The sequence below is a fragment of the Micromonospora sp. NPDC005257 genome (genome assembly GCF_042872445.1).
GTDB lineage: Bacteria > Actinomycetota > Actinomycetes > Mycobacteriales > Micromonosporaceae > Micromonospora.
This window is the reverse complement of the sequence record NZ_JBIAKL010000002.1, coordinates 275,604-288,815: the sequence shown is the minus strand read 5'-3', so window position 1 is coordinate 288,815 and position 13,212 is coordinate 275,604. Positions and strand designations below refer to the sequence as shown.

12 protein-coding genes are annotated in these 13,212 nt (G+C 73.1%); 7 read left to right on the top strand and 5 right to left on the bottom strand.

The window, feature by feature from the left end; translation table 11 throughout:
- Positions 1-3 precede the first annotated feature (3 nt).
- The 5 genes from ACFYO8_RS04900 to ACFYO8_RS04880 form a co-directional block, all read right to left on the bottom strand.
- Positions 4-714 (bottom strand): hypothetical protein, encoded by a 711-nt coding sequence (locus tag ACFYO8_RS04900; protein WP_354874835.1) that lies wholly within the window; start codon positions 712-714, stop codon positions 4-6.
- Between the two features lie 128 nt (positions 715-842).
- Positions 843-1,238 (bottom strand): CrcB family protein, encoded by a 396-nt coding sequence (locus ACFYO8_RS04895; RefSeq protein WP_354874837.1) that lies wholly within the window; start codon positions 1,236-1,238, stop codon positions 843-845.
- The gene (locus ACFYO8_RS04890) at positions 1,238-1,390 is read right to left on the bottom strand and encodes a hypothetical protein (RefSeq protein WP_355093540.1); all 153 of its coding nucleotides are present in this window, start codon (positions 1,388-1,390) and stop codon (positions 1,238-1,240) included. Before ACFYO8_RS04890 ends, ACFYO8_RS04895 begins: the two co-directional genes overlap by 1 nt.
- Positions 1,391-1,419: 29 nt before the next feature.
- Positions 1,420-1,635, bottom strand: coding sequence for a CrcB family protein (locus ACFYO8_RS04885; protein ID WP_354874839.1), 216 nt, complete (start codon positions 1,633-1,635; stop codon positions 1,420-1,422).
- A gap of 119 nt (positions 1,636-1,754) precedes the next feature.
- Positions 1,755-4,133 carry a M28 family peptidase gene (locus ACFYO8_RS04880; protein ID WP_354874841.1) on the bottom strand — a complete coding sequence of 793 codons (2,379 nt, stop codon included), beginning with the start codon at positions 4,131-4,133 and terminating at the stop codon, positions 1,755-1,757.
- A gap of 267 nt (positions 4,134-4,400) precedes the next feature.
- Between ACFYO8_RS04880 and ACFYO8_RS04875 the strand changes: the two genes are divergently transcribed.
- From ACFYO8_RS04875 to ACFYO8_RS04845, 7 genes are all read left to right on the top strand, one after another.
- Entirely contained in the window at positions 4,401-5,639 is a 1,239-nt protein-coding gene (locus ACFYO8_RS04875) for a fused response regulator/phosphatase (RefSeq protein ID WP_354874843.1), read from the top strand.
- Between the two features lie 58 nt (positions 5,640-5,697).
- Complete coding sequence (locus ACFYO8_RS04870; RefSeq protein WP_355047200.1) at positions 5,698-7,443, top strand: ATP-binding protein; 1,746 nt, start codon at positions 5,698-5,700, stop codon at positions 7,441-7,443.
- Positions 7,440-7,892 carry a response regulator gene (locus ACFYO8_RS04865; RefSeq protein ID WP_354874845.1) on the top strand — a complete coding sequence of 151 codons (453 nt, stop codon included), beginning with the start codon at positions 7,440-7,442 and terminating at the stop codon, positions 7,890-7,892. Before ACFYO8_RS04870 ends, ACFYO8_RS04865 begins: the two co-directional genes overlap by 4 nt.
- Complete coding sequence (locus ACFYO8_RS04860; protein ID WP_354874847.1) at positions 7,885-8,694, top strand: inositol monophosphatase family protein; 810 nt, start codon at positions 7,885-7,887, stop codon at positions 8,692-8,694. Before ACFYO8_RS04865 ends, ACFYO8_RS04860 begins: the two co-directional genes overlap by 8 nt.
- A gap of 184 nt (positions 8,695-8,878) precedes the next feature.
- Positions 8,879-9,916, top strand: coding sequence for a hypothetical protein (locus ACFYO8_RS04855; RefSeq protein ID WP_354874849.1), 1,038 nt, complete (start codon positions 8,879-8,881; stop codon positions 9,914-9,916).
- A gap of 35 nt (positions 9,917-9,951) precedes the next feature.
- A complete protein-coding gene (locus ACFYO8_RS04850) occupies positions 9,952-11,508 on the top strand; it encodes a fused MFS/spermidine synthase (protein ID WP_387256821.1) in 1,557 nt (518 codons plus the stop codon).
- Positions 11,509-11,579: 71 nt separating this feature from the next.
- The gene (locus tag ACFYO8_RS04845; protein WP_357707230.1) at positions 11,580-13,190 is read left to right on the top strand and encodes a serine/threonine-protein kinase; all 1,611 of its coding nucleotides are present in this window, start codon (positions 11,580-11,582) and stop codon (positions 13,188-13,190) included.
- The last annotated feature ends 22 nt before the right edge of the window (positions 13,191-13,212 follow it).

Here is a 13,212-nt window from a genome sequence, read left to right as displayed (position 1 = left end):
CGGTCAGGCCGGCGTGAGCACCGTTATGGGGGAGCCGAAGGTGGTTGTTCCGGGACCGTGCCCGATGCCGACCAGGACCCGGTTGTCGAGCGGAGCGGCCAGGCGCACCACCACCTCGCGCTCTTCGGCGTAGGCCAGTCGAATGCCGTTCCCGTCGCGGGCGATCTCCACCGGCTCGACGAGCACCGCCGTGTCCGTTTCGTACACCAAGGCGTCGGGGTAGTCGGCATATTGCGTGGGCGTTCCGATGAACCGGAACGTCAGAGTGCGCCCATCGGTCGCGAGCACGGCCTCCTCGTGATGAGTGGCCCGTACGCCGGGTGGCCGCCACGTCATCCGACGCTCGAAGTCGGGCTCCAGAGCGATGAACGGCCATCGCCGGTCGTCGGGGTACATCATCCACGCCGGGAGTTCGCGGACGCCTCGGTCGGTGGCGAACGGCCCGGTCGCCCGGATGATGTTCGCCAACGGTCTCTGTGCCCCGCTCTGCACGTCACGGCAGTAGTCGACGGCTGCCGGCGCGATCTCCGGCGGCAACTCGGACTCCGGAACGCCGGGGGTGTCGAACAACGCCCGCCACCGGGTGTCCGCCATCAGCCGGTCGAGCGCCCTGACGCCCATCGCTGTCAGCACGATCGGGCGCGGCTCGCGGTGAACAGGAAAAGCCTCCCACATCGCCAGCGCCTGCCGGACTCGCTCCACATCGGTCGGCACACCGGCAGCCTAGCTGCCTCTTGTGGGTACCTGGCGACGCGATCATCACGCCGGCCACCACCATCGGAGCTCATCCACGGCAACCCGGCGAGCCTTGACCAGGAGCACCAGCTGGTGCTCGACATGGTTCAGATCTGCTCGCCGAGCCAGAGGCCGAGCGCGGCCAGCACCAGGCTCGCCCCCAGGCTCCCGAGCACGTTGAACGCCTCGACGGCGGCGCTCTTGCGCAGCAGCCCCAGCGTGTGCCACTCCTCGGTGGAGAACGTGGTGTACGCCGCGATGAAGCCGGTCCCGACGATCGTGGCGAAGTCCCGCGCTCCGGCGCCGACGTGCTTCGCGGCGAAGCCGGTGACGACGCCGAGCGCGAACGCGCCCGAGACGTTGATGAGGAAGGTGCTGGCCGGGAACGCCTTGCCGGACCCGGAGACCCGTGCCGCCCACCAGGGCTTGACCACCGCGTCGACCCCGGCACGGGCCAGCGCGCCGAGCCCGCCGGCCAGGAACACCCCGATACCTACCCACATCACGCACGCCCGGCCGGGTGACGGCCCGTCGCGAGTTCGGCGAGGCGGGCGCCGAGCGCGGCGGCGGCGACACCGCCGATGATGCTCGCGACCAGGTAGATGATGGCCGGCCCGGTACGCCCGGTGCCGATCAACTGGTCGGACTCGACGATGAAGTGCGACCAGGTGGTGAAGCCACCGATCAGCCCGGTGGACAGGAACGGCTTGCCCCACGGCCCTTGAGCAGGTGCGCGGCGACGAGTGTCGTCACGGCGGCGAGGGCGAACGCCCCGACCATGTTGATCCCGAAGGTGACCCAGGGGAAGTGCGGCGGCGTGGGCTCGGCGAAGCTCTGCCACAGCACGTACCGCAGGGTGGCGCCGATCCCACCCCCGAGGATGATGGCGAGCGTCTTCACACGTCCCAATGTCCGGCAGCGGCGGCTGCCGCCGACGGTGTCGGGCCGTTCTCACCCGGACGGCTGACCACCCGGACGGCTGACCGCCCGCGCGTGGGCGGTCAGCCGTCCGGGGCGGGTCAGAGCGGGTACGTGCGCGCCACCGCCAGCATCTCCGAACTGTGCGAGCCGACCACGCCCACGCGCGCCGGCCGGGGCCGGAAACCGGGCACCGCTGACAGCCCGTCGCTGGCGTCCATGGCGCGTACCGACACGGCCCCGGTGCCGGGCACGAGCGTCAGCGTCACCTCGACACCCTCCGGCGGCGGGGCGTGGAACACGATGCCGAACCCCCACTTCCCGCCGCCCGGCTCGACCGGCACGTCCCGCCCGGCCACCGAGGCGGACCGCACGGTGGCGGTGGTGGTGTCGACGTGCAGCGTGAGCAGGCGTACCTGCCGCTGCGGCGTCACCCGCACGCGCAGCACGCGCTGGTCACCAGAACTGCTGTCGTCGAGCAGGTCCAGCTTCGGGGCGGGCAGGGGCGCGGCGTCGGCCGGTCCGGCGCGCATCTCGCCGTTGCCCAGGCCCGGGAAGTCGTCGGCGACCGAGATCGTGCGGTCGACATAGCCGTCGGTCCAGGGCTGCGGCTTCTCCTCCCGGCTGAGCCACGCCGCCTTCCCGGTACCCGCGTCCAGCGCGTACATCAGGTGGGTCGGCACGGGGTGCGCGGCGTCGAAGCGGTCCACCGCCAGGCCGACCCCGGCGAGCACCACCGCCGCCAGCGCGGCGGCCCCGGCGGGCAGCGCGCCCAGCCGGCGTGCGCGCAGCGCGAGCAGGCCGCGCTGGCCGCCGGCCCGGGGGTGCAGCAGGTCCACCACCGGGAGTACGGCGAGGCCGAGCAGCACCGCGACGAGCGCGGCTACCGCGCCCATGCCCATGCCGAGCGCCGGGAACAGCAGCACCACCGGCGGCAGCAGGACCACCACCGCCACCGCGGCGGCGAGCGTCACCGCCACCACCGGCCACGGGCCGTCACGCCGGGTGGCGAGCGCCGCGAACCCGGCGAGCGCGCCGGCCAGCGCCGGCACTGTCGTCAGGTACGCCCCGCCGGGCACCGCCACGGCGAGCAGCACACCGAAGACTGCCAGCCAGGCCAGCCCGCCGAACGCCAGCGCGGCCGGGCCGACCCGGCGGCGCAGCAGCGCGTACCAGCAGAACAGCACCGCGGCGGAGAGCGCCACCACGGCGAGCCGGTACGCCACCGGGCGGTACGGGTCGAGCAGTTCGGCGTACCCGGGGCGGATCGTGGTGATCGCGGCCCAGAGCAGCCACGCGCCGAGCGGTGCCACGACAACCGGCACCAGGGCCAGGCCGAAGCCGGCAGCGAGCGTGCCGGCGGTGGCCCGGCCCCGGCGGCGCAGGAACCAGCCGAGCGCGCCGACGGCGAGCAGCGCGACCACGGCGAGCGGCACTGTCAGCCAGCCGGAGTAGCGGACCAGCCCGCCGAGCACCGGGAAGTAGGTGTCGTCGTGGCCGGCGCGCAGGTCGCCCAGGTCGGTACGGCCGAACTCGCGGGCCAGGCCGAGCGCGTTGTCGCCGTGCATCTGGAGGCTGCCCCGGTCCACCCGGGCGGGCACGTCGAGCGGGGTGTGATAGATCGCCCCGCCGTCGATGTACGCGGAGTTCAGGCCGACGAACCTGCGGTCCAGGAACGCGGTGAAGTCGGTGTCGTTCGGCAGCGCCCGGTAGATCTCCACCGCGAACGACGTGCCCACCGGGTGCGGCGCGGCCTTGCCGAAGACCTCCACCAGCTTCGCGTTGTTCCGGGACGTCTCGAACATGATCACCGGGCCGGTGGAGCCGCGCGCCTCCAGGTTGAGCACCACCCCGCCGTCGCGGGCGAGCGGGTGGTAGGCGGCGAATCCGGCGGCCCCGCACAGGCACGCCTCCTCCGCGTCGGTGAGCACGAAGACGATGTCGTTGCGGGGGCGCGGGCCGGTGGTCAGCGCCCGGGCCACCTCCAGGATCGCGGCGGTGCCGGCGGCGTCGTCGTTGCCGCCCGGCCCGGTCTGCACCGAGTCGTAGTGCGCGACCAGGAAGACCTTCCCGGTCGGATCGGTGCCGGCCAGCCGGGCCACCACATTGCGGACCCGGGCCAGCGTCGCCCCGCCCGCCGCGCCGGACAGCTGCCCGGCCTCGGGTGCCACCGCGTCCTGCACCTCGGTCTCCAGACCCAGCCCGCGCAGCGTCGCCACCAGGTGTTCGCGTACCCGGTCGTTGGCGGCGCTGCCCGCCGCGTGCGGCTCGGCGGCGATCACCTCGACGTTCCGGTACGCCCGGGCCGCGCTGAACTCGTTCGCGGGCGCGTCCGCCGGACGCGGTGCCGGGGTGGAGAGGCCGACCAGAACGCCCGCCCCGACGGCGAGCAGTGCGAAAAGGGCGGCCACGGCGGCGATCGGCCGGCGGCGGGGCCTGGTGAACGCGCGGTCGGCGGGGCGGGTGGGGGGTGCGCCCACGGGGACTCCTCGGGGTGGATCTACGGGGGTGGGGATCATCCTGCACCCCCGAGGGCTGCGGCGGCAGTCCTCGGTCGGTGCGCTGCCGGTGCGACAACTGTTGCCGCGTAACATCGTGGGTCGACCGTGCCGCTGTGGGAGTGGACCGGTCACACGCTCCGCCGCGCCGGTGCCGGTCGCGTTGTGTGCGACTGTTGTCTGAGTCAGGATCAGCAGGGCATTCGGAAGGAGCCCGACATCACCAGCGAACTCCCGCGACTCGCGGCGGTGACCCGACCGCTCCGGGGAGCCGGCGCGTCGGGTGCCGCCTACGTGCCGTCGGCCGGGGCGGGGCTGCACGGCGGCGTGCCGCCGGGCGAGCGGCTGCGGGTGCTGCTGGTCGAGGACGACGAAGGCGACGCCTTCCTGGTCGGCGAGCTGCTCGCCGAGACCAACTCGATGATCGACCTGCTGGTCGCGACGAGTCTCAGCGAGGCACGGCAACGCGTGATGGGCGTGGACTGCGTCCTGCTCGACCTGGGTCTGCCGGACGCGCAGGGCCTGGACGGGTTGCGCCGGGTGCTGGAGATGGCGAGCGGCGCCGCGGTCTGCGTGCTGACCGGCCGGTCCGACGAGCACCTGGGCATCGTCGCGGTCGCCGAGGGCGCGCAGGACTACCTGGTCAAGGGCCAGGTCGACGGTGTCCTGCTGACCCGGGCCCTGCGGTACGCGGTGGAGCGCAAGCGGGCCGACGAGAACGCCCGACGGCTGCGCGAGGTGGAGCTGCGCCAGGCCGAGTCCGCCCGCCTGGAGCGGGGCCTGCTGCCGCAGCCGCTGATGACCACCGACGAGGTGTCGGTGCACACGTTCTACCGGCCCGGCCGGCACGCCGCGCTGATCGGCGGCGACTTCTACGACGTGGTGCAGACCCAGCCGGACCGCATCGACCTGATCGTCGGCGACGTGTGCGGGCACGGCGTGGACGAGGCCGCGCTCGGCGTCGAACTGCGCGTGGCCTGGCGGGCCCTGGTGCTGGCCGGGGTGCCCGACGACGAGGTGCTGCCCGCGCTGGAGCAGGTGCTGATGAGTGAGCGCCGCCTCCAGGAGATCTTCGCGACGGTGGCCACCACCCGGCTCGACCTGGCGTCGGCGCGGGCCACCGTACGCCTCGCCGGTCACCCGCCGCCGCTGCTGCTCAGCGGCGGCAAGGTCGCGCCGGTGCCGGCCAAGGGCGGGTTGCTGCTGGGCGTACGCCCGCGCCGCCCGATCGCCTTCGACCTGGAGTTCGACACCGACGACTGGTCCCTGCTGATGTATACGGACGGCCTGATCGAGGGCCGGGTGGACGGCGGGGACGAACGCCTCGACGTGCCGGGTCTGACCGGGCTGCTCGCCGACCCGGCGAACCGGGCGGTGCCGCTGGCCGAGCTGCCCGCCTGGCTGGTCGGGCGGGCCGAGCAGATAAACGGCGGCCCGCTCGCCGACGACGTGGCGATGCTGCTGGTCACGCGGGGCAGCGGCCGGTGAGCGCTGAGCCGGCCCCGCTGGCGCGAGTGAAGATGATGCGGTGAACGGGGAGGAACCTGTGAAGGCGTACCAGCAGGGGTGGACCCTGCGGCGGCGGGTGGTCGCGCTCCTCGGCGTGGTGGTGGTGCTGCTGCTCGGGCTTGCCGCCGCGGAGGCGGCGGTCGCCGCGAAGAACCGCGAGAACATCGACGCGGTGCTGCTCAAGACCGGCCCGCTGCGCGTCGAGGCGCAGGAGCTGATGAGCGTGCTGCTCGACCAGGAGACCTCGGTGCGCGGGTACGCGGTGAACGGTGACCGCACCGACCTGGAGCCCTACCAGCAGGGCGTGCAGCGGGAGCAGAGCCTGGCCGCGTCGATCCGGGATCTGTCCGCCGACTATCCGGAAGTACGCCGGTCGCTGGAGGTGGTGGAGCGGGAGACCGCCCAGTGGCGGGCCCAGGTGGCCGAGCCGGTGATCACCACGGTCGAGCGGGACGGCCCGGAGGCCGGCCAGGCGCTGATCACGGACCAGACCCGCCAGCAGTTCGACGGCATCCGGTCCGCGGTGAACACCCTCCAGGACGAGATCCTCACCGTCCGGGAGGAGACGGCCGACCGGGTCAACTCGACGAGCAACGCGCTTGTCGTGCTGCTGATCATCGCCGCGTTGGTGGTGACGACGGCCGGCGTGGTCATGCTGCTCTCGCTGGACCGGATCCTGATCCGCCCGCTGGCCGCCCTCGTCAGCCAGGTACGCGAGGTGGCCGACGGCGACTACCGGCACCACATCGAGGGCTCCGGGCCGCCGGAGTTCCGCCGGCTGGCCGAGGACATCGACCAGATGCGCATGAAGATCGCCCGCGAGCTGGACGAGGTACGCGAGGCGCGGGAGCGCATCGAGTGGGTGAACAGCCAGTTGCAGAAGCAGGCGGAGGAGCTGACCCGGTCCAACCGTGACCTGGAGCAGTTCGCGTACGTCGCCTCGCACGACCTCCAGGAGCCGCTGCGTAAGGTGGCCAGCTTCTGCCAGCTCCTCCAGCGGCGCTACGCCGGCCAGCTCGACGAGCGGGCCGACCAGTACATCGCGTTCGCGGTGGACGGCGCGCAGCGCATGCAGCGGCTGATCAACGACCTGCTGGCGTTCTCCCGGATCGGCCGGTTGACCACCGGTTTCACCGAGGTCGACCTGAACAAGGTGATGGGCGACGTGGCGGGGCAGACCGAGGCGGCGTTGCAGTACGCCGACGCGGAGCTGACCTGGGGCGAGATGCCGACCATCCGCGGCGAGGAGCCGCTGCTGACCAACCTGCTGGTCAACCTGGTCAGCAACTCGGTGAAGTTCCGCCGGCCCGACGTGCCGCCGAAGGTGCACGTGTCGGCCCGGCTGGTGGACGGCGAGTGGGAGATCAGTTGCCGGGACAACGGCATCGGGATCGAACCGGAGTTCGCCGACAAGATCTTCGTGATCTTCCAGCGGCTCCACTCGAAGGACGCGTACCCGGGCACCGGCATCGGACTGGCCATCGTGAAGAAGATCGTGGAGTATCACGGCGGCCGGGTCTGGGTGGACACCGACGCCGACGAGGGCACGACCATCCGGTTCACGCTGCCCGCGCTGGAGGCCGACATCGAGGCCGCCCGGGCGGCGGAGGCCGCGCCGGACGCGGAGGACGCCGCGGAGCCGGCCGAGGCGCCGGCCGCCGAGGGTGCCGACGACGACCCGGCGGGCGTCGAGCGGCAGCCGGACGGCGAGGCACGCGAAGAGCCGCCCGCGGAGGCGGACCGACACGGTACAAACGGTGGCATGAAGGAGACGGTGGGATGACCGCGCCCGCGGACGGCAAGAGCCCGATCGAGGTCCTGCTCGTCGAGGACGACCCCGGTGACGTGCTGATGACCCAGGAGGCGTTCGAGGAGCACAAGCTCCGCAACCGCCTCACCGTCGTCTCCGACGGCGCCGAGGCGCTGGCCTACCTGCGCCAGGAGGGCCAGTACGCGGACGCGGTGACGCCCGACCTGATCCTGCTCGACCTGAACCTGCCCCGGCGCGACGGCCGGGAGGTGCTCAAGGAGATCAAGAAGGACGAGCAGCTCCGGCGCATCCCGGTGGTGGTGCTCACCACCTCGCAGGCCGACGAGGACATCCTGCGCAGCTACCAGTTGCACGCCAACGCCTACGTGACCAAGCCGGTGGACTTCGAGCGCTTCATCTCGGTGGTCCGCCAGATCGACGAGTTCTTCGTCAGCGTGGTCAAGCTGCCTCCGCGTGGCTGACCCGCTGCTGGACGACGTCGGCGCGCTGCTGAAGGAGGCGGCGGCCAAGGTCGTCGTGCCGTTGTTCCGCCGGCTCGACGCGTCCGACATCTCCGAGAAGGCACCGGGCGAGGTGGTCACCGTCGCCGACCGCGAGGCCGAGGCGCTGATCTCCGAAGGGCTGCGGCGGCTGCGCCCCGGCTCGGTGGTGGTGGGCGAGGAAGCCGTCGCGGAGGACCCGGACCTGCTGCGGCACCTGGGTAGCAGCGGCGACGTGTGGCTCGTCGACCCGGTCGACGGCACCTCCAACTTCGCCGCCGGCCGCCGCCCGTTCGCGCTGATGGCGGCGCTGCTCACCGACGGCGTACCGGTGGCGTCCTGGGTGTACGACCCGCTGGACGGCACGATGGCGGCGGCCCGGCTCGGCGCGGGCACCCGGCTGGACGGGGCGTCGCTGTGGACGCCGCACGAGGAACCCGAGGTGCGCGCGCTGCGGGGCACCGCGGCGACGAAGTTCCTGCCTCCGGACTTCCGCCGCCAGGTGGAGGAGGGCGGGCGCCGGATCGGCGAGCTGCTGCCCGGCCAGCACTGCGCCGGCCGGGAATACCTGGACATCCTCACCGGCGCGCAGCAGTTCGTGCTGTTCTGGCGCACCCTGCCGTGGGACCACACGCCCGGCGCCCTGCTGGTGCGCGAGGCCGGTGGCGTGGCCCGCCGGTTCGACGGCACCGACTACCATCCGGCCGACGAGGGCCGGGGACTTCTCGTGGCGGCCAGCCCGGAGATCTGGGACGAGGTAAGCGCCGCCCTGCTGGGCGGTTGAGCGGCGCTGCGCGACGAGCCCGGCACGCTGCGTCGACGTCGGACGCCGTACGCCGTCGCCGGCCTGGCGTCCCGGGCGCGGTCCGGTATCGTGACCGGCGGTCTCCGCCAGCAGGCCGCCGTCCGGCGCCGGCGGAGACGCCGCTCGGTGTGCGGGGGCCGGCGGTCGACGGAAGGACCATCACGTGCCCAGGACCAGCCCTACCGGCCGACGTGTCCGGCGGTCGCTGCTCGCCGTGCTCGCCGCGGTGGCCGTGCTTCTCGGCTCCGGCGTGGCCGCCGGACCGGCCGCCGCCGTACCCAGCCCGAACGCCCCGAACGAGGGCGGCAGCAAGCAGCTGCGGGCGGCGTTGGAGGCGGCGGCGAAGGGTCACATCGAGGCCCAGAACAAGCTGGAGAACTCCAAGCGCCGGCAGAAGGCGCTCGCCGCGCAGCTCGCCGACGTCGAGTCGCGTCTCGTCGGGCTCAGCGCGCAGGCCGGTGAGGTGGCCGCGCAGTCGTACCGGATGGGCCGGCTGACCGCGACGTCGATGCTGCTCGCCAGCTCCGACCCGAACGACTTCCTCAAGCGCGCGGCCGAGCTGGACGTGATGGCCCAGCGGGACAGCAAGCGGCTGCGCGAGCTGGCCGACGCGAAGGCGCAGGCGGCCGAGGCGAAGCTCGCCATCGACGCCGAGGTGCGGGAGCAGGCCAAGCAGGTGGCGGTGCAGGCCCGCAAGAAGAAGGACGCCGAGGTGGCGCTGGCGAAGGTCAGTTCCGGCAGCGGCTCCGGGTTCAACGGCACCACCTCCTCGGCGAAGCCCGCGCCGCGCAGCTCGGACGGCTCGTGGCCGTCGGAGTCCTGCTCGGTGGACGACCCGACGCCGGCGTCCGGCTGCATCACCCCGCGCACGCTGCACATGCTCCAGCAGGCCAAGGCGGCCGGTTACAAGCGCTACGCCTCGTGTCACCGCAGCGGTGGCGGCGGCGAGCACCCCAAGGGCCGGGCCTGCGACTTCTCCGCCGCCAGCGGCGGGTTCGAGGACAAGACCGCCACCGGCGGCGACAAGGCGTACGGCGACAGTCTCGCCGCCTGGGCGAAGAACAACGCCAACCGGCTCGGCATCATGTACGTGATCTGGTATCGGCAGATCTGGATGCCGAACACCGGCTGGCGGGCGTACAGCGGCGGCGGCAGCCCGGCCGCGGACCACACGAACCACGTTCACATCTCGATGTACTGACCAGCCTGCCGCGACCGCTGCGTAGCATCGCCACGGTGAGCAGCACATCGTCCGACGTCGTCGCGCAACCGGCGGCCGGCGCCCCGGTTCCGTCCCGGGCCCTGCCCAACGGGCTCGCCGCGTTCCTCGTCTTCCTCTCCAGCGGCGCGGTGCTGGTGCTGGAGACCGTCTCGTTGCGCCTGGTCGGCCCGTACGTCGGGGTGACCCTCCAGGTGACCAGCTCGGTGATCGGCATGGCGCTCGCCGCCATCGCGTACGGGGCGTGGTTCGGCGGGTGGCTCGCCGACCGGCGTGACCCGCGCACGCTGCTCGCCCCGGCGCTGGTGCTGGCCGGCATCGCCACCGCCGTGACGCTGCCGATCGTCAGGTACGCCGGCGAGGTGCTGCGCGGCGGCGCGGCGAGCGCGGTGCTCCTGCTGACCGCGGTGACCGTCCTGCTGCCGGCCGCGTTGCTGGCCGGGATCACGCCGCTCGTGGTGAAACTCCAGCTCGCCGACCTGCGCCGGACCGGGCAGGTGGTGGGCAAGTTGTCCGGCATCGGCACGCTCGGCGGCATCACCGCCACGCTCGGCACCGGTTTCGTGCTGGTGGCCGCGCTGTCCAGCACCGTCATCGTGCTGGGGCTTGCCGCCGTGCTCGGGGTGACCGGGCTGGCGCTCGGCTTCTGGCTGCGCCGGCAGGCGGGTGCCGCGAAGCTGTCCGCGCCGGGCCGGGTCAAGGCCGCGCTGGCGTTGCTCGGCCTCGCCGCCGCCGGGCTCACGGCCGCGGCGCCGAACCCGTGCGACGTGGAGACCGCGTACCACTGCGCCCGGGCCGAGGTGGACCCGTCGTGGCCGCAGGGGCGCACGCTCTACCTCAACTCGGCGGAGCACTCGTACGTCGACCTGAACGAGCCCACCCACCTGAAGTACGCGTACACGCAGTGGATCGGCCTGGTCGCGGACGCGGCGCGGCCGGCGAAGCAGCCGATGGACGCGCTGCACCTGGGCGGTGGCGGCTTCACCGTGCCGCACTACCTGGCCGCGACCCGGCCCGGCACCGACAACCTGGTGTTCGAGCTGGACGGCGGCCTGGTCGAGCTGGACCGCCGGGAACTGGGCCTGCGTACCGGCCCGCTGATGCGCGCCGAGGTGGGCGACGCGCGGGTGCTGCTGCGCGGCGAGCCGACCGACAGCCGGGACTTCATCGTCGGTGACGCGTTCGGCCACCTCGTGGTGCCGTGGCACCTGGCGACCCGGGAGATGGCCGCCGACATCCGGCGGGTGCTGCGCCCGGACGGCATCTACGTGCAGAACGTCATCGACTACCCGCCGGGCCGGTTCATCCGCGCCGAGCTGGCCACCGTGAAGGCCGAGTTCGCGCACGTCGCGCTGATCGCCCCGCCCGGCGCGATCGACGGGAGACAGGGCGCCAACTTCGTGATCGTCGCCTCGGACGCGCCACTGCCGCTGGCCGCGATCCCGCCCGGGCTGAAGCTGCTGCCCGAGCCGGCCGAGTTGCTGGACGAGGCGAAGGTGACCGAATGGGTCGGGGACGCGATGGTGCTCACCGACGACTACGCGCCGGTGGACCAACTGCTGGCGACCGCCTGAACGGGTGACTTTCCTGACCGATTCCGACCGTTGAGGTGTACCGGAGCCCACATCGGGCAACAGGACCGACCATGGGTGGACCGGTCAGGAACGGCGTACAACTGCTCGGCGAGCGATATCGCTTGGTCGAGCAGTTGGGTGCGGGCGGCATGTCGGTCGTCTGGCGCGGCTACGACGAGGTGCTGGGCCGGCAGGTGGCGGTCAAGGTGCTGGCCTCGCGGCTGGCCAGCGACAAGGCGTTCCGGCACCGGATCCGGGTGGAGGCGCAGGCGGCCGCGCGGCTGTGCCACCCCAACATCACGAACGTGTACGACTACGGCGAGTCCGTGCAGGTCGGCCTGACCGTGCCGTACGTCGTCATGGAGCTGGTCGACGGCGGCCCGCTCAGCGGCCGGCTCGGCCGCGACGGGCAGCTCCCCTGGCGGGAGGCCATGACCATCGGCGCGGAGGTCGCCTCGGCGCTGGCCGCCGCGCACGCGCGGGGCGTGGTGCACCGGGACGTGACCCCGGGCAACGTGATGCTGACCCCGACCGGGGTGAAGGTCGTCGACTTCGGCATCTCGGCGCTGGTGGGGGAGAGCGACAAGGGGCCGGACGGCGCGCTGCTCGGCACGCCCGCCTACCTCGCTCCGGAGCGGCTGGACAACGGCCACGTCTCCCCGGCCACCGACGTGTACGCGGTCGGGCTGCTGCTCTACCGCATGCTGACCGGCCGCCTGCCGTGGCAGGCCAGCACCACCACCGAGATGCTGCGCGCGCACATGTACCGCGACCCGGACCCGATGCCCGCCGTGCCGGGGCTGCCCGAGCCGGTCGCCGCACTGGTGCAGCGGTGCCTGGCCAAGCGGCCCGAGGACCGCCCGGCCACCGCCGAGGTGGCCCGTACGCTCGCCGAGGCGGCCGGCATCGCGGCGATCGTGCCGGTGTCACCGGCGTTCGGCCGGATGGACCCGGCGCTCGCCGAGAACGCCGGCACCACCATCCTGCCGTGGTCGGCGGAGACCGACGCGCTGCCGTTCTCGGTGGTGCGTACCCGCACGAGGCGGGCGGTGGTGCGGCGGCGCAAGGTGGAGGCGGGCGTGGCCGCCGTCGGCTTGATCGCGGTGACCGCCACCCTGTGGGGGCTGACGTCGCGCAGCCCCGCGAGCGGCGGGGTGGAGCCGACCGAGGCGCGGATGAGCATGCCCGAGTCGATCCCCTGCGCAGTCGACTACTCGCTGCGCCGCGACACCGGCAAGGACTTCGCCGCCGAGCTGACGCTCACCAACACCAGCGACCGGGAACTGCGCGGCTGGACCATGAACTTCACGTTCCCCGGGAAGCAGACGGTCACCACGGCTCAGCCCACGGCACGTCAGGTGGGGCGTATCGTCTCGATCGCCGCACCGGCGGCGGACCCGGCGCTGGCCCCCGGCGCGTCGACGAAGCTGACGCTGGCCGGCCGCTACACCGGGAGCAACACGCTGCCCGTGGAGTTCCGCGTCGGGGACAGCTCCTGCGGGGTGCAGGTCTCCGGCATCGCCGGCTCGGCGCCGACCACCGCGCCGGCGGTGAAGACGCCGGTCAAGCCGGCCACCAAGACCACCACCAAGAGTGGGCCGGCGAAGGCCAAGCCGAAGCCGCCCAAGGCCGCGCCGAAGCCGCCCAAGGGCAAGGAGGGCCCCAAGGGAAAAGCAAGGTAGACCGGCCGAAGGGGGGTGGGCC

Bases quoted from the DNA above. Each gene is read 5' to 3' on its own strand.
- ACFYO8_RS04895 (WP_354874837.1), bottom strand. From the start codon at position 1,238: ATGTGGGTAGGTATCGGGGTGTTCCTGGCCGGCGGGCTCGGCGCGCTG.
- ACFYO8_RS04865 (WP_354874845.1), top strand. From the start codon at position 7,440: ATGACCGCGCCCGCGGACGGCAAGAGCCCGATCGAGGTCCTGCTCGTC.
- ACFYO8_RS04845 (WP_357707230.1), top strand. From the start codon at position 11,580: ATGGGTGGACCGGTCAGGAACGGCGTACAACTGCTCGGCGAGCGATAT.